16 protein-coding genes and 1 other annotated feature are annotated in these 15,965 nt (G+C 38.8%); of the genes, 15 read left to right on the top strand and 1 reads right to left on the bottom strand.

What is annotated here, in order from left to right; translation table 11 throughout:
- Positions 1 to 83: 83 nt before the first annotated feature.
- Together spoVID and ysxE are read left to right on the top strand one after the other, a co-directional pair.
- Positions 84 to 1,223, top strand: a complete 1,140-nt coding sequence (spoVID, locus tag CEQ83_RS22710; protein ID WP_028411727.1) for a stage VI sporulation protein D — start codon at positions 84 to 86, stop codon at positions 1,221 to 1,223.
- Between the two features lie 77 nt (positions 1,224 to 1,300).
- On the top strand, positions 1,301 to 2,350 hold the full coding sequence (gene ysxE, locus CEQ83_RS22705; protein ID WP_013085128.1) for a spore coat protein YsxE: 1,050 nt from the start codon (positions 1,301 to 1,303) through the stop codon (positions 2,348 to 2,350).
- 11 nt (positions 2,351 to 2,361) lie between these two features.
- On the opposite strand, the gene CEQ83_RS22700 is transcribed toward ysxE, so the two are convergent.
- Positions 2,362 to 2,559: a hypothetical protein gene (locus CEQ83_RS22700; protein WP_013059354.1), complete on the bottom strand. Its 198-nt coding sequence runs from the start codon at positions 2,557 to 2,559 to the stop codon at positions 2,362 to 2,364.
- A gap of 230 nt (positions 2,560 to 2,789) precedes the next feature.
- Positions 2,790 to 3,034 (top strand) — a binding site (T-box leader).
- A gap of 82 nt (positions 3,035 to 3,116) precedes the next feature.
- On the opposite strand from CEQ83_RS22700, the gene CEQ83_RS22695 reads away from it, so the two are divergent.
- The 13 genes from CEQ83_RS22695 to minD all read left to right on the top strand — a co-directional run bounded on the left by CEQ83_RS22695 (position 3,117) and on the right by minD (position 15,861).
- On the top strand, positions 3,117 to 5,759 hold the full coding sequence (locus tag CEQ83_RS22695) for a valine--tRNA ligase (protein WP_108674319.1): 2,643 nt from the start codon (positions 3,117 to 3,119) through the stop codon (positions 5,757 to 5,759).
- Between the two features lie 96 nt (positions 5,760 to 5,855).
- On the top strand, positions 5,856 to 7,154 hold the full coding sequence (locus tag CEQ83_RS22690; RefSeq protein ID WP_028411724.1) for a bifunctional folylpolyglutamate synthase/dihydrofolate synthase: 1,299 nt from the start codon (positions 5,856 to 5,858) through the stop codon (positions 7,152 to 7,154).
- 156 nt (positions 7,155 to 7,310) lie between these two features.
- On the top strand, positions 7,311 to 7,868 hold the full coding sequence (locus CEQ83_RS22685) for a DUF420 domain-containing protein (RefSeq protein ID WP_028411723.1): 558 nt from the start codon (positions 7,311 to 7,313) through the stop codon (positions 7,866 to 7,868).
- Positions 7,869 to 8,053: 185 nt separating this feature from the next.
- On the top strand, positions 8,054 to 8,248 hold the full coding sequence (locus CEQ83_RS22680) for an ATP synthase subunit B family protein (protein WP_033579647.1): 195 nt from the start codon (positions 8,054 to 8,056) through the stop codon (positions 8,246 to 8,248).
- Positions 8,245 to 9,000, top strand: a complete 756-nt coding sequence (locus CEQ83_RS22675) for a prepilin peptidase (protein ID WP_034265545.1) — start codon at positions 8,245 to 8,247, stop codon at positions 8,998 to 9,000. Before CEQ83_RS22680 ends, CEQ83_RS22675 begins: the two co-directional genes overlap by 4 nt.
- Positions 9,001 to 9,118: 118 nt before the next feature.
- The gene (locus tag CEQ83_RS22670; protein ID WP_033579649.1) at positions 9,119 to 10,201 is read left to right on the top strand and encodes an SPOR domain-containing protein; all 1,083 of its coding nucleotides are present in this window, start codon (positions 9,119 to 9,121) and stop codon (positions 10,199 to 10,201) included.
- Positions 10,202 to 10,312: 111 nt separating this feature from the next.
- Positions 10,313 to 10,882 carry a Maf family protein gene (locus CEQ83_RS22665; protein WP_108674318.1) on the top strand — a complete coding sequence of 190 codons (570 nt, stop codon included), beginning with the start codon at positions 10,313 to 10,315 and terminating at the stop codon, positions 10,880 to 10,882.
- 15 nt (positions 10,883 to 10,897) lie between these two features.
- On the top strand, positions 10,898 to 11,584 hold the full coding sequence (radC, locus tag CEQ83_RS22660) for a RadC family protein (RefSeq protein ID WP_028411718.1): 687 nt from the start codon (positions 10,898 to 10,900) through the stop codon (positions 11,582 to 11,584).
- Positions 11,585 to 11,813: 229 nt separating this feature from the next.
- A complete protein-coding gene (locus CEQ83_RS22655) occupies positions 11,814 to 12,839 on the top strand; it encodes a rod shape-determining protein (RefSeq protein WP_013059345.1) in 1,026 nt (341 codons plus the stop codon).
- Positions 12,840 to 12,858: 19 nt separating this feature from the next.
- Positions 12,859 to 13,740, top strand: a complete 882-nt coding sequence (gene mreC / locus CEQ83_RS22650) for a rod shape-determining protein MreC (protein WP_013059344.1) — start codon at positions 12,859 to 12,861, stop codon at positions 13,738 to 13,740.
- A complete protein-coding gene (mreD, locus tag CEQ83_RS22645) occupies positions 13,740 to 14,258 on the top strand; it encodes a rod shape-determining protein MreD (protein ID WP_014458115.1) in 519 nt (172 codons plus the stop codon). Before mreC ends, mreD begins: the two co-directional genes overlap by 1 nt.
- Positions 14,259 to 14,374: 116 nt before the next feature.
- A complete protein-coding gene (gene minC, locus CEQ83_RS22640) occupies positions 14,375 to 15,058 on the top strand; it encodes a septum site-determining protein MinC (RefSeq protein ID WP_028411717.1) in 684 nt (227 codons plus the stop codon).
- Positions 15,059 to 15,060: 2 nt separating this feature from the next.
- Complete coding sequence (gene minD, locus CEQ83_RS22635) at positions 15,061 to 15,861, top strand: septum site-determining protein MinD (protein WP_013059341.1); 801 nt, start codon at positions 15,061 to 15,063, stop codon at positions 15,859 to 15,861.
- The last annotated feature ends 104 nt before the right edge of the window (positions 15,862 to 15,965 follow it).

The raw sequence follows: 15,965 nt of genomic DNA, 5'->3' as shown, positions 1-15,965 counted from the left end.
TCAAGACATATTTTAATTTATTTGTTCATACATCTTTAATGACCGCGCTATTACCTGGCGGGTGTTGGAAGGGGGAGAACAATTTGTCGCAGGATAATTTATCATGTCTGCGTTTTTCCGTAGAAGAATCAGTATGGTTTCAAAAAGGACAGGAAGTCTCACAACTTTTGTCTATCTCCTTAGAGCCTCAAGTATCTATTCAAGAATATGACCAATATGTGTCTATTCGAGGAGCATTACAATTAACAGGTGAATACGAAACGTACGAGGGAGAGCACTCGTTACGCGAATATACAAATGAGAATCAAGTGCAATCTATCTCTGTCCGTGAAGACGGAACGGCTGAATTATCACATCAATTTCCTGTTGATATTACCATTCCTAAAAATCGTATTCAAAGTATTGAAGATGTATATGTATCTATTGATTTATTTGATTATGAATTACCAGGCACAAATCAGCTGCAGCTAATGGCTGACTTGTCCATCACAGGATTGTACGGGGAACAGCATGAAGAACAAGAACGAGAAGAAGAGGAAGAGTTTGCGGAAGAACAGCACATCGTCTCCTATGAAGAAGCAGACGATGCTGAAGAGGTATATACTGAAAACTTTGCTCAAGAAGAAGAGAAACAAGAGGAGCAAGAGTTTGACGTAAGCTATCGTGAAGCTCCCGCACTTTTAGAGGCAGAGGCTATTGAAGAAGATCATTCAGAAAAGCCTCCTAGTTATTTTTCATCTGTATTTAAAAAAGAATCTCGTGCTGAGCCGGTCGTGGAATATGAAGAGGAAGCATATGAACCATTTGAAGTCGAAGTGAAAAAAGAGGCACCAATCGAGGAAGAAAGAGAAGACAACGTGATTGAGCTCTTTCAGCTTCGTCAAGAGCAAGAAAGCTTCGAAGAATCGCAAGCTAGTGAATTAAATACGTATGCTGACGTTCAACAAGAGGCTGAGCAAGAAAAGGAAAAGATTATTGTTGAATTTCGGAAAGAAGAAAATGAAAGCGGCCGAAATGAAAACGCCCTTTATTTAACAAAGCTCTTTTCGCGGGAAGAAGAAGCTTTTTCAACGTGGAAGCTTTGTATTGTTCAAGACGGAGATTCGCTTGATACGATAGCAAACCGCTATAATACGAATGTACAAAACATTTTACGAGTGAATAATTTAGGAGATGAATATGAGCTGGAAGAAGGAAGCATCTTAAATATTCCCGTTCGTTAAAGTCGGAAAGAAAACAGTTTTGACGCATATAATGTCTTAACTGTTTTCTTTATTTTTTACGAGGAAGGAGAATATAGATGCAGCGGACAGTAGCAGACTACAAAGTATTGTTAAAAGAATATGACTTAGATGTTGACTTTATCGAAGACTACGGAAAAGTAAAAAAAGTCTATACAAAAACTGGCGTATTTGCGCTTAAAGAAATGGCGAATCATCAAGAGCGAAATCAGAACTTCATTCAAAAGTTGCAGAACGTGTATCAAAAAGGGTGGATGGGCTTTGTCCCTATTTATCAAACGAAGCGTTCTCAGCCCATTGTTTCAGATGAAAGCGGCTCGTATTACTTAATGCCGTGGCTCCCAAATAACCCAACCGAAGAGCGTGATATTCGATATCATAAATTATTTCAAGAGCTTGCTAAGCTTCACGGTGCTTCGGCGCAGGAAGTAGAAGTAAAAAAAGAAGATATAGAAAATCATTATACATCGATGAAAGAAACGTGGGAAAAACGTCAGGAAGAGCTGAAGCAGTACGTAGTAGAATGCGAGAAGAAAGTGTATATGTCCCCGTTTGAGTTGCATTACTGTACATTTTATTATGAAATGACAAGAGCGCTTGAGTTTGGTTTTGGAAAGCTCGATCAGTGGAACGATGAAATGGAAGAAAAGGAAAAGATCCGGCTGGTTACGTCTCATGGAAAGCTATCGGCTAAACATTTTATCTATGACGAACGGGGAAATGGTTTTTTTATTAACTTTGAACATGCAAAAGATGCTTCACCGATTTATGATTTGGTCTCATTTTATTTCCGTACTCTTCGCACGTACCCAGTAACTACCTATGACAGCTATGAGTGGTTTAGTACGTATGAAAAACATTTTGCTCTCAGAGAAGAGGAAAGACTGCTTTTGCACAGTTATTTAGCGTTTCCAGAACCCTTGTATCAGTGTATCGTTCAATATAGGCAGCATAAAGAAAGTAAAACGGAGCTTGAACATATGCAGTCATTTATTCGAGCATACTGGCTGACGAAAAACATTGAACAGCTCAATATTAAAATATTTGAAGTAGATCAGCAAAAAAAAATGGCAGCGGAAGCAGCTGCACAAGCCCAAGCGAACGAATAGCGCTTGGGTTTTTAAATCCAGTCCGAATATAAAGCAACCGCTAGTATGGCAAGAAGTGCCAACAACAGTACATCAAAGGTTGTGGGGAAGAATAGTGTACGTATACCTTGAAAAATTGTTAAAGGAACAATAAACTGTCCACAAGCCGCTCCTGCTGTTTTGAGCCACCGCTGCAGCTGATACGAATTTACATTTATTCGTTTCTTCATTTGTACATGCCCCTTTCAATCCACGTGCCCAGGTTAAAGTAAGTATATGAAAAAAGAAAGAAATGGTGCCATTTTTTTGAGCGGACTTTTCATTTTATTTCCAAAATTAGCGAGTGAATGAAAAAATAAAGAGCAGAACAAAAAAATTATGAATATAATCATAAAAAAATGGAGAAGATTATTGACGATTCAACATTTTTTCATATAGTATAATTAAGAGAAATTCATACATAAATACAGTGAATAGGAAGAGTACGGGATGTTCGTCTTTCAGAGAGAGAAATCAGCTGCTGTGAGATTTCTTAAGAATGTGCACTCGGAATGTCGCCTATGAGTAGCTTTTTTGAACAGCTGCATAGCTCAGTAGAAAAAGCCGGTTAATCAACCGTTATGAAATGAAGTGTATAGGCTTATCAAACGGGATACGTCTATAAAAAAAGGTGGTACCGCGAAATCAACTCCTTTCGTCCTTTTATTAGGAAAGGAGTTTTTTTATGTTTATAAAAGCTTTACACAGTTTCTAAAGACTGAAACTTTATATTATGGAGGTATACATTATGTCTGAAAAAGAAGTGACTCTTCCAACGAAGTATGATCCAAAAGCCGTTGAAGAAAATCGTTATCAGTATTGGTTAGACGGGAAGTTTTTTGAAGCAACAAATGACCCTGAAAAAGAGCCATATACAATTGTAATTCCACCCCCAAACGTAACGGGCAAGCTGCATTTAGGCCACGCTTGGGATACAACGTTACAAGACATCTTAACGCGTATGAAGCGCATGCAAGGCTATGACGTTTTATGGCTTCCCGGCATGGACCATGCGGGGATTGCAACGCAGGCAAAAGTAGAAGAAAAGCTTCGCAGCGAAGGGAAAAGCCGCTACGATCTAGGCCGCGAAAATTTTGTAGCCGAAACGTGGAAATGGAAAGAAGAATATGCAAGCTTTATTCGCCAGCAGTGGTCGAAGCTAGGACTTGGCTTAGACTATTCACGCGAGCGCTTCACGCTTGATGAAGGCCTTTCTAAAGCAGTGCGCGAAGTATTCGTAACGCTTTACAAAAAAGGGTTAATCTATCGCGGAGAATATATTATTAACTGGGATCCAGCTACAAAAACAGCTCTTTCAGACATCGAGGTTATTTACAAAGATGTACAAGGTGCGTTTTATCATATGCGCTATCCGTTGGCAGATGGTTCTGGACATATTGAAATCGCAACAACTCGTCCTGAAACAATGCTAGGAGATACGGCTGTAGCTGTTCACCCTGAAGATGATCGCTATAAGCACTTAATCGGCAAAAAGGTTGTCCTTCCGATTGTAGGTCGTGAAATTCCAATCGTAGGCGATGATTATGTAGATATGGAATTCGGTTCTGGTGCAGTAAAAATTACGCCTGCTCATGACCCGAACGATTTTGAAATTGGAAACCGTCATAATTTAGAGCGTATTTTAGTGATGAATCAAGACGGTACGATGAATGACAAAGCAGGTAAATATGAAGGAATGGATCGTTTTGCTTGCCGTAAGCAAATTGTTAAAGACCTTCAAGAAGACGGCGTATTGTTCGACATTGAAGACCACATGCATTCAGTAGGTCACAGTGAACGAAGCGGTGCCGTTGTTGAACCTTATTTATCAACTCAGTGGTTTGTAAAAATGCAGCCGTTAGCAGATAAAGCAGTAGATCTTCAAAAACAAGAAGAAAAAGTAAACTTTGTGCCTGATCGTTTTGAAAAGACATACTTACACTGGATGGAAAATATTCGCGACTGGTGTATTTCGCGTCAGCTTTGGTGGGGACACCGCATTCCAGCTTGGTATCATAAAGAAACTGGAGAAGTATACGTAGATCATGAGGCTCCAGCAGATATCGAAAACTGGGAACAGGATTCAGATGTATTAGACACATGGTTCAGTTCAGCGCTATGGCCGTTCTCAACAATGGGCTGGCCGGATGTGGATGCAGCTGATTTCAAACGCTACTACCCAACAAATGTGCTTGTAACGGGCTACGACATTATTTTCTTCTGGGTATCTCGTATGATTTTCCAAGGTCTTGAATTTACGGGTAAACGTCCGTTTGACGATGTACTTATTCACGGTCTTGTACGAGATGCTGAAGGTCGTAAAATGAGTAAATCACTTGGTAACGGCGTAGATCCAATGGAAGTAATCGAGAAATACGGTGCAGATTCTCTTCGCTATTTCTTATCTACAGGAAGCTCACCGGGACAAGATTTACGCTTTAGCTTTGAAAAAGTCGAAGCGACATGGAACTTTGCAAATAAAATTTGGAATGCTTCTCGTTTCGCATTAATGAACATGGACGGCATCACATTTGAAGAGCTTGATTTATCAGGCGAAAAGTCAGTTGCGGATAAATGGATTTTAACGCGCTTAAATGAAACGATTGAGCACGTAACAAAATTAGCTGACAAATATGAATTTGGTGAAGTTGGACGCATTCTTTATAACTTTATTTGGGATGACTTCTGCGATTGGTACATTGAAATGGCTAAACTTCCTCTTTACGGAGAAGATGAAGCAGCTAAAAAGACCACTCGCTCAATTTTAGCTTATGTACTTGATAACACAATGCGACTTTTACATCCATTCATGCCGTTTATTACTGAAGAAATTTGGCAAAGCTTGCCGCATGAAGGTGAATCAATTACAGTAGCTAAATGGCCGGAAGTACGCGCTGAGCTTTCGGATAAAGAAGCTGCTAACGATATGCGTTTACTTGTAGATATTATCCGTGCTGTTCGTAACATTCGTGCTGAAGTGAACACGCCGATGAGCAAACAAGTAAAATTATTTATTAAAGCTAAAGATGAAAATATTCAAAGTCAGCTTGAAAAGAATCGTGCGTATGTAGAACGTTTCTGTAATCCAAGTGAGCTTGTAATTTCAACCGATGTTTCATTAGATGAAAAAGCGATGACTGCTGTTGTAACAGGCGCAGAATTAATTTTACCTCTTGAAGGTTTAATTAATATCGAAGAAGAAATCGCCCGTTTAGAAAAAGAACACGATAAGTTAAACAAAGAAGTAGAACGTGTACAAAAGAAATTAAACAACCAAGGCTTTATTGCAAAAGCGCCTGCTAAAGTAGTAGAAGAAGAGCGTGCAAAAGAGCAAGATTACGTTGAAAAACGTGAAGCTGTTCAGTCTCGTATTGCTGAATTACGCGGATAATCAATGGGTTAATAAACCAACAGAAAAAGCGTGGCTTGTATAGCGACGCTTTTTCTTTACATAATAATAGCGATGGAAAAGAAAGGTGAATAAAAGATGATAACGACATATGAAGAAGCGCTTGATTGGATTCATAACAGACTTCGCTTTGGAATCAAGCCGGGGTTAGAACGAATGGAATGGATGCTAGAGCAGCTTGATTTTCCGCAGCAAAATATAAATGCTATTCACGTTGCTGGGACGAATGGTAAAGGTTCTACTGTTTCGTATTTGCGAAATATGTTAGAAGAAGCAGGGTATAAAGTTGGAACGTTTACTTCCCCTTATATCGAAACATTTAATGAGCGGATTAGCGTGAATGGACAGCCTATTTCAAATGAAGCAATGACCGCTCTTGTTCAGGAAGTAAAGCCTGTAGTGGAGCGACTAGAACATACGGACTTAGGGTCAGCAACGGAATTTGAAGTGATTACAATCATGGCTTTTCTTTATTTCGGCTATCATGATTCAGTTGACTATGTTGTGTTTGAAACAGGTCTTGGGGGACGATATGATTCAACAAACGTTGTGAATCCTATGGTGAGTATTATTACAAACATTGGATTTGATCACATGGCGATACTAGGTGATACGGTAGAAGAAATTGCAGCAGAAAAAGCGGGGATTATTAAAAAAGAAGTCCCTATTATTACTGGTGCAGAGCAAGTAAAGGCGCTTGACGTCATTACAGAAGAGGCAAATTTGAAGCAGGCTTCGTTATTTGTGTTAGGAAAAGAATTTAAAATTGAAAACTATGAGCCCTTAGCAAATGGAGAAGGCTTTACGTTAAAAACGCCGTATGGTACATTTGAACACTTGCAATTAAATATGCTTGGCTATCATCAAGTTAAAAATGCAGCTTTGGCTGTGATGGCCGTTTGTTATTTAAAAGAAAAGAAAAAGCTTTCTATCTCCAATGAGCAAATGATAAAAGGGATTCAGCATACAAAGTGGAACGGCCGCTTTGAGATAGTAAATGAGCATCCTTTAACGATTATTGACGGGGCTCATAATGCAGAAGGCATTGATAGCTTGTTATCTACTTTACGCCTTCATTATGAAGATCGAAACATTCATTTAATCTTCAGCTGCTTAAATGATAAAAGCGCTGATCGAATGGTCCAAGAACTTGAAACAATCGCTGCAAGTATTACATTTACGTCGTTTGACTTTCCTCGTGCTCGCGCAGCTGGGGAGCTTTATGAGATGAGTACTCATCGTAATAAGCATATGGACGAGGAGTGGAAAAAAGCAATTGCTTACGTAAAGGAAAAGGCGACAGGTGAACAAGACATGGTCGTGATTACAGGGTCTCTGTATTTTATATCAGAAGTGCGGGCCTTTCTTCTCAAATGAGCAGAAGCAGCAAGTGAACTCTTGCTGCTTTTAACATAATGTAAGAAAGGGATACAAATAATAAGGAAGCACTAAGTTCAAAGTATTGTCACTTTCACCCCCTAGGTAAGTGATATATAATAAACATGTACATCACTAAATAAGGAGATTGTTAACATGAGTAAGAATAATGAAAAAATTGTACCGAAAAGTAATAAAAACTTTACCGGTATTATTCTTACCTTTTCAGTGATAGCGAATGTTATTATCTTACTGCTATTCTTTTCGAATATTGGCTATCAAGGAAAAGTAAGTTTTGATTTGACTATCTTTCCACGGTTAAATGCTATTTTGAATAGTTTTACGTTTATTTTTTTAGTTGCAGCGTTGATTTCAATCTTTAGAAAAAACATCAATGCTCATAGAGGGTTTATCTTAGCGGCATTCACTTCTACACTGCTCTTTTTAGTTTCATATTTAACGTTCCACTATATCTCAACGGAAACAGCTACGTTTGGTGGAGAAGGAATTGTTCGTCCCATTTACTTCTTTATTTTGATCACACACAGTTTCTTAGCAGCGATTATCGTTCCGCTGGCACTGTTTGCACTTGTGTGGGGCTGGACAATGCAAGTTGAAAAACATAAAAAAATTGTGCGATGGACAATGCCAATCTGGCTTTATGTAAGCCTTACAGGTGTAATTGTCTACTTATTTATGGCTCCTTACTATTAAAAAACGTCTGCTTTTGCAGACGTTTTTTTATGCTGTTTTTGTTTTTTAGTGGTATAATCCTTATTACCTATAAAAGGTGTGTTTTAAGGAAGGAGGCATACAGAATATGACTTTTATGGGTATTAAGATTCAGTTTATTAATGAAGGAGCTGTTTGATACTAATCAATAAAAGAGAGGTGTGGAAATGGATAAACTGTCAAAAGAGAATAAAGGACTTTCTCTCACGCAAGTGATCATACTGGTTATCGTAATAGGTCTTCTAGCAGCTTTTCTCATACCGTTTATTGGCAGCTATTTAAAAGGAAAAGATACATTGCCCCATTCAAAAGAAAATCTACAGTTAGTATTCTATACCCCTGAAATGGAAGGAGTCGTATGAGTATAATTTACCTTTATCTATTCGTTTCAGGTATCACTCTAGGTTCATTTTACAACGTAGCAGGCCTTAGAATTCCTCAGGGAAAATCTATTTTATCTCCAAGATCTCATTGTCCACACTGTTTATACGTTCTTTCTCCACAACAGTTAATCCCCGTAGTCTCCTACATTAAAAATGCAGGAAAATGTAGTATGTGTCGCAAAAAAATCTCCTTCATCTACCCGTTCGTAGAATTTTCGACAGGAAGTTTATTTGTATATGCTTTTTTAAAATTGAATATGACGTTAGAACTGATTGTCATATTAACTTTTGTTTCTTTTTTAACAATTATCGTTGTCTCAGATATAGCCTATATGATTGTCCCAAATAAGGTGCTGCTTTTCTTTTTGCCTATCTTTCTTCTTGAGCGTCTTTTCATTCCATTAACTTCGTGGAGTGATTCTTTAATGGGAGGAGGAATCGCATTTTTTCTCCTCTTTCTAATCGCATTTCTCAGCAGAGGAGGCCTTGGAGAAGGAGATATTAAATTGTATGGTTTGATTGGTATTGTGCTTGGAGTAAAGCTTGTTTTGCTATCACTTTTTTTAGCTATATTAATAGGCGGAACCGTTAGTATAGGAGCATTATTAATGAAAAAGGCAAAGGTAGGTGTACCAATTCCTTTCGTTCCTTTTATTTTTATAGGGACAATCGCTGCTTATTTTCATGGAAACGAATTGATAGATTGGTATGTTAGCAACTATTTTTATTGAGCTTCAAGTCTTCGACAAAGTTAAAATTTCTGTAACTAAATAGCGAAAACCTTTTGTAACAAGACGACAAATGTCTTGTTATTTTTTTTTTCTTCTATGATAGCATGGAAAAAAGTGTATGTTTTATGTCGGTTTACCTCAGCTTACAACCGGTACTAAGACTACGTTAACTAAAGGCGGTGGGGCAGTGGACAAGCAGGAACGAAAAATTTCAATTAAAATCAATGGTCAATCTAAGGATGAGAAGGAAGAACAAGCGCCGGAAAAAGACGAATTTACGTGGGTTCTTCCGGAACCGGCATCCAAAGATTCTCATGTGGAAGAAAATAAAGTGGTGTTTATTGAAGATGTAAGAAATGAAAAGAAGAAAAAGCCGCGATTACACCCTAAAAATGTTTCGATTAAAACAGTAAACGGCGGTGTGATCAAACGAACGGCTGTGATTGTATTACTAGCAGTCGGAATAGGCAGCGGCATCGGTATGGTTGGTGTGAAAATGATGACAGGAAGCGAACAGCCTGTAGGAAAAGCACAAACAAGTGAGCGAGCGAAAGAAGAAAAAGCTGCTCAAACAGCGTCTGCCACTGAAAGTGTTGGTAAAGCTGAAAAGAAAAGCGAACAGGAATCGAAGGATACGTCAGCTGCTGCTTCTACTTTAGACCCTTTTTCCTTTTACATTGTGCAAGCAGGTGCTTTTTCATCAAAAACTGCTGCAAATAAAGCAATGGATAAATGGAAAGAAGAGAACGAAGCAGGCGAGATTTTTTCACCTAAAACCTATTCTCTTGTCGTTGGTGCTGCCACTGGAGAAGAAAAAGCAAAGGCACTTAGTAAAACGTATAAACAACAAGGTAAAGATGTATATGTAAAGTCTTATGAAATTAAGCCCACCAGCGAATTAGGGAAAAAAGATCAAACGGTTATAACAACAGCGCAGCCGTTTATGGCTAATCTCTTAGATCAATCTGTTAAAGCGATTGAGGGAGAGCGGGTAGCCGATATCAAATCTTTGAAAAAAGAGCTGACAAAAGTTCAGAAAGAAGCGTCAAATGAAGACATTAAAACCATGGTGAGAACCCTTCAAAAGGCTGCGGCTTCTCTTTCTTCATATGAAGACAATAAAAGCAGTAAAGACGCTTGGCTTGCTCAGGGATACGTGTTAAAAGCTCTTCAGCAGTATGAAAGCCTTGTAACGTCTTAACAGGTGAGGTAGTGTAATGCTGCCTCACTTGTTTATTGTCATTTAGAGATGAAATTGCTAAAATAACGGTGTGTCCTTCTTTTTTTAAATCAAAATGCAAAGGTGAGATGTATGAAACAAACATTAATTTTAGCCTCAGGCTCTCCTCGTCGAAAAGAATTACTTCAGCAGCTTCACATTTCCTTTACCGTTCACGTTAGTACAATTGAAGAAATCGTCAATCCATCATACACTCCGTCCGAGGTAGTAATGGATTTAGCTAGGCAAAAAGCAGTGGACGTCGCTTCGCATTATAAAGAGGATATGGTCCTAGGCGCCGATACAGTTGTCGTATATGGCAATCGTATTTTAGGAAAGCCAAAAACGAAACAAGAAGCGATTGAAACACTTACGATGCTGTCAGGTCAAAAACATCAGGTGTTAACTGGAGTAGCGTTCGTATCAAATGCAAAAGTTCATACGTTTTATGAACAAACTGATGTAGAGTTTTGGCCGATTGAACAAGATGAAATCGTACAGTACGTAGAGTCAGGAGAGCCTATGGATAAGGCTGGTTCTTATGGAATTCAAGGTCTCGGTGCTGCGCTAGTTAAAAAAATTGAAGGAGACTATTTCTCCGTGGTGGGCTTGCCGCTCTCCCGAACAATACGTGAGCTAAAACAATACGGTTTCGTCTACTAAAAAGGAGTGACGAAATTGGATCAATCATTGCTAATTAAAGATTTTCCTCAAGATGAAAGACCTCGAGAGCGCCTTGTGGCAATGGGTGCTTCTAGTCTTTCTAACCACGAGCTTATTGCTATTTTGCTGCGCACCGGAACCAAAGATGAATCTGTTCTTCAGCTGTCCAATCGCATATTAACGCATTTTGAAGGTCTTCAACTTTTACAGCATGCATCGCTTGATGAAATGATGAATATTAAAGGTATCGGACCTGCAAAAGCGATTCAAATTATAGCGGCTATTGAAATAGGTAAGAGGATTGTACAGCGGAAATCTAGTGAGCGATATACCATTCATGGCCCTGAAGACGGAGCTAATTATGTGATGGAAGAAATGCGCGTGCTGTCCCAAGAGCATTTCGTCTGTTTATACCTCAACACGAAAAATCAAGTTCTCCACAAGCAAACCATTTTTATCGGAAGCCTCAATTCATCTATTGTCCATCCAAGAGAAGTATTTAAAGAAGCCTTTCGCCGTTCAGCTGCATCTCTTATTTGTATTCATAATCATCCCTCCGGCGACCCTACTCCCAGCAGAGAAGATATAGAGGTAACGAAGCGCTTAAAAGAGTGCGGATTTATCATAGGAATTGAATTGTTAGATCATTTAATTATCGGAGATCGAAAATATATTAGTTTAAAAGAAAAAGGATACATGTAAGGCTATGCTTTTTAAAATCCTTGGGTTATAATAGTAGTCATGATTTTAAATGACAAGTTCTTTACAATCATTCGTTATTAATAGACAAAGTATGACTTTTTATCATACAATATTTGGCGTTGACATCTATGAAAAAAGTATAGAAAATAAAAAATGTTACTTATGAAATGAAGAAATTGAATTATGGAATTTTTACCTTTGCATTTTGGTAAGAGAAAGGAAGAGACACATGTTTGGAATCGGTACTAGAGACCTTGGAATAGATTTGGGTACTGCAAATACGCTCGTTTATGTAAAAGGAAAAGGAATTGTTGTGCGTGAGCCGTCTGTTGTGGCTTTGCAAACTGATACAAAACAAATCGTTGCGGTAGGTAACGATGCAAAAAATATGATTGGTCGTACACCTGGGAACGTAGTAGCCCTTCGTCCAATGAAAGATGGAGTTATTGCAGATTACGAAACAACTGCGACGATGATGAAATATTACATCAATCAAGCTCAAAAAACAAAAAGTTTGTTTGCGGGTAAGCCGTATGTAATGGTTTGTGTACCTTCTGGCATTACAGCTGTTGAGAAGCGTGCCGTTATTGATGCGACTCGTCAGGCTGGCGCGCGTGATGCGTATACAATTGAAGAACCGTTTGCTGCAGCAATCGGCGCCAATCTACCGGTTTGGGAGCCAACGGGAAGTATGGTAGTAGATATTGGTGGAGGAACAACAGAAGTTGCGATTATTTCTTTAGGCGGAATCGTAACATGTCAGTCAATCCGTATCGCTGGGGACGAGATGGATGAAGCGATTATTCAATATATTCGCAAGAATTACAATTTAATGATCGGTGAGCGTACGTCAGAAGCATTAAAAGTAGAAGTCGGTTCTGCCGGAATTCCAGAAGGTATTGAAAACATGGAAATTCGCGGACGTGACTTACTAACAGGTCTACCGAAAACAATCGAAATTTCAGCAGAAGAAATTGCAGAAGCGCTAAAAGATACAGTGGCTTCTATTGTCGATTCAGTAAAAAGTACATTAGAAAAAACACCACCTGAACTTGCGGCAGATATTATGGATCGCGGTATTGTATTAACAGGCGGTGGCGCATTGCTACGTAATTTAGATAAAGTTATTAGTGAAGAAACAAATATGCCGGTTGTCATCGCAGAAGATCCGCTTGACTGTGTTGCAATTGGAACTGGTAAAGCGTTAGAACACATTGATTTATTTAAAAATCGTACAAGCGATTCATATCGCTAAATATTAAGAGGTGTAGATCGTGCCACAATTTTTCTTAAATAAACGTTTAGTTATTTTATTGGTCAGTATTATTGTATTAGTGGCATTGATTGGTTTTTCGTTAAATGGTCGTAAAAATGTAACGTGGCCTGAACAGTTTGTCAAAGATACGGTTGGTCTTGTTCAGGCTACCTTTAATGAACCCGCACAATTTGTAGCGGGTTTCTTTCAGAATGTAGGTGACTTAAAGCGTACATACGAAGAAAACGAGGTATTAAAAGCCCGTTTAGACGAACGCATGCAATTAGAAACGAAAGCCAACGCTTTGCAGCAAGAAAATAAAAAATTAAGAGCACAGCTCGACAAAAAAACGGATTTAAGTCAATACAATCCAATCGAAGCAACAGTTATTGCTCGTAATCCAGACCGTTGGCATGAGGTAATTGCCATTGATAAAGGGACGGTTCATAATGTACAGGAAAATATGGCTGTTATGACTCCTGAAGGGCTGATTGGTAAAGTGAAGCATGCATCTAAGTTCACATCTACTGTGCAGTTAATTAGTTCATCAGATCGTACAAACCGTGTATCTGCTAAAATTCAGGCTAAAAAAGAAGTGTTTGGTTTAATTGAAGGCTATGATGATAAAGAACAGGCGCTTGTTATGCGTCGTATTCCTTTTGATGCTGATATTAAAGAAAAGCAAAAAGTAGTAACGTCCGGTCTAGGACAAGAAGACGGCATTTTTCCTAGCAATCTTCCAATTGGCGTTATCACAAAAATTGAGCCTGATGAATATGGATTAACGAAAAAAGCTTATATCAAACCTGCTGCTGACTTGTATGACTTAGATAACGTAGTTGTAGCTAAAAGAAGTGCGCCCGCTGCTGAAGACGATTTAGGGGCGGAGGAGGCTAACTGATGAAGCGGTTTGTCCTTCCTATTCTCGTGCTTGTCGTTTTTATGTTTGAAAGTATCTTTGTTAATTTTGTCGCCATGGCATCACCATGGCGAGACTGGATTCTATCGCCTCACTTTGTTGTAGTGGTACTGGCTTTTATGGCAGTGTATTATCACCCAAAGCAAGCGATGCTATATGGGGTAATCCTTGGATTCATGTACGATATTGCCTTTACGGATGTCTTAGGAGTATACGCGCTTGGATTGCCGGCCGTATGCTATATCGTATCAAAACTAATGAAGATTTTTCAGCAAAATACGCTTATCGTGATCTGCATGTCGCTATTAGCTGTAGCCATTATTGAGTTTTATGTATATGGAATTAATAGCATTATTAATATATCCGATATGACCATTGGTCGCTTCTTGCAAGAGCGATTTTACGCAACCATCATTTTAAATGCCATATTTGCACTCATTTTTGCATTTCCGCTTCAAAGATGTTTTCAATATTTCGCTAAATTTATCGATGAACGCTGATCCGAAAATATATTACGCTTCTCGTTCGTGATGTGATAAAAATGCTGATTGAAGAAACGAAAAAAAGGAATTGAGTAAGTCTCTGTCGAAATTATATATTCGTTGAGGTGAGCGTCTTGAATAAACAAAAGCAACAAAATGTGACAATTAAAGGAACAAAAGATGGATTAACGTTGCATCTCAATGATACATGTTCATTTGCAGAGCTTTTGACGGAACTTAAGACGAAGCTTTTGACAAATAAGCATGGCGATGCCGATCAAATCGTCACAGTGTATGTCAAAATCGGAAATCGTTATTTAACTACAGAGCAGGAAACCGAATTGAAGGCGCTCATAGAAGAAAATCAGTATTTAGTAGTTAAACAAATTGATAGTAACGTTATTTTAAAGCAAGATGCAGTCCGAGTAAGAGAAGAAAGTGAATTAGTATCTGTTACAAAGGTAGTTCGTTCAGGACAGGTTCTCCATGTAGAAGGCGATTTGCTTCTAGTCGGAGACGTAAATCCCGGAGGAACCGTTGTAGCTGGAGGAAATTTATTTGTATTAGGTGCTTTAAAAGGGATTGCTCATGCAGGATATCGCGGCAATAAAAACGCCGTTATTGCTGCATCGTTAATGAAACCTTCACAGCTGCGCATTGCTGATATCATTACCCGATCAGAAGAAGAGCGCAGTGAGAAGGAAGAGAATATAATGGAATGTGCATACTTAGATGATAATGATCAAATGGTGATAGATCGCGTGCAAGCTTTACCGCATCTAAGACCGAATTTGACCAGGGTAGAAAGGAGAATTTGACAGTGGGAGAGGCTATTGTTGTTACGTCTGGTAAAGGTGGAGTTGGAAAAACAACGACATCAGCCAATTTAGGTACTGCTCTAGCATTAGCTGGAAAGCGCGTGTGTCTAGTAGACACTGATATCGGCTTACGCAACTTGGATGTTGTAATGGGGCTTGAAAATCGTATTATTTATGATCTTGTAGACGTGGTAGAAGGTCGATGCCAACCGCAAAAAGCCTTGATTAAGGACAAGCGTTTTGAATGTTTGTACTTACTTCCTGCTGCTCAAACGAGTGACAAAACAGCTGTTCAACCAGAACAAATGCGAGAGTTAGTTCTTCAGTTAAAGCAAGACTATGACTATGTGGTTATTGATTGCCCAGCTGGTATTGAACAAGGCTATAAGAATGCCGTAGCTGGCGCTGATAAGGCACTCGTTGTGACAACACCGGAAGTTTCAGCTGTTCGTGATGCTGACCGTATTATTGGATTATTGGAGCAAGAGGATATCGAATCTCCAAAACTGGTTATTAACCGAATCCGTAGTCATATGATGAAAAATGGAGACATGCTGGACGTGGAAGAAATTTCTCAGCTTCTGGCTGTTGATTTAATTGGAATCGTTGCTGACGATGAAAATGTTATTCGTGCTTCTAACAACGGTGAACCAATTGTCATGGATCCATCAAGCAAAGCATCAATTGCATATCGTAATATTGCAAGACGTATTCTAGGTGAAACGGTTCCTCTTCAATCGTTAGATGAAGAAGATAAGGGAATGTTTGCACGTATTAAACGATTCTTTGGTGTTCGTTCTTAAAAAGCTTCCGATAGAGGAAGCTTTTTTTATTTGTGTGATTTTGTAGAGTCAAGCTGTCATAAGCTCCACGGACAAGTCATATAGTTGATTATACGATAAGAACA

The organism is Priestia megaterium (assembly GCF_009497655.1).
Taxonomy (GTDB): domain Bacteria; phylum Bacillota; class Bacilli; order Bacillales; family Bacillaceae_H; genus Priestia; species Priestia zanthoxyli.
The sequence above is the reverse complement of the archived record's forward strand: the minus strand, read 5'-3'. Positions and strand labels throughout refer to the sequence as shown.

Coding starts and splice junctions, on each gene's coding strand:
- CEQ83_RS22670 (WP_033579649.1), top strand. CDS start 9,119: ATGTTTTATGTCGGTTTACCTCAGCTTACAACCGGTACTAAGACTACG.
- CEQ83_RS22685 (WP_028411723.1), top strand. CDS start 7,311: ATGAGTAAGAATAATGAAAAAATTGTACCGAAAAGTAATAAAAACTTT.
- CEQ83_RS22655 (WP_013059345.1), top strand. CDS start 11,814: ATGTTTGGAATCGGTACTAGAGACCTTGGAATAGATTTGGGTACTGCA.
- CEQ83_RS22690 (WP_028411724.1), top strand. CDS start 5,856: ATGATAACGACATATGAAGAAGCGCTTGATTGGATTCATAACAGACTT.
- CEQ83_RS22680 (WP_033579647.1), top strand. CDS start 8,054: ATGGATAAACTGTCAAAAGAGAATAAAGGACTTTCTCTCACGCAAGTG.
- CEQ83_RS22675 (WP_034265545.1), top strand. CDS start 8,245: ATGAGTATAATTTACCTTTATCTATTCGTTTCAGGTATCACTCTAGGT.
- mreD (WP_014458115.1), top strand. CDS start 13,740: ATGAAGCGGTTTGTCCTTCCTATTCTCGTGCTTGTCGTTTTTATGTTT.
- CEQ83_RS22665 (WP_108674318.1), top strand. CDS start 10,313: ATGAAACAAACATTAATTTTAGCCTCAGGCTCTCCTCGTCGAAAAGAA.
- ysxE (WP_013085128.1), top strand. CDS start 1,301: ATGCAGCGGACAGTAGCAGACTACAAAGTATTGTTAAAAGAATATGAC.
- CEQ83_RS22695 (WP_108674319.1), top strand. CDS start 3,117: ATGTCTGAAAAAGAAGTGACTCTTCCAACGAAGTATGATCCAAAAGCC.
- CEQ83_RS22700 (WP_013059354.1), bottom strand. CDS start 2,559: ATGAAGAAACGAATAAATGTAAATTCGTATCAGCTGCAGCGGTGGCTC.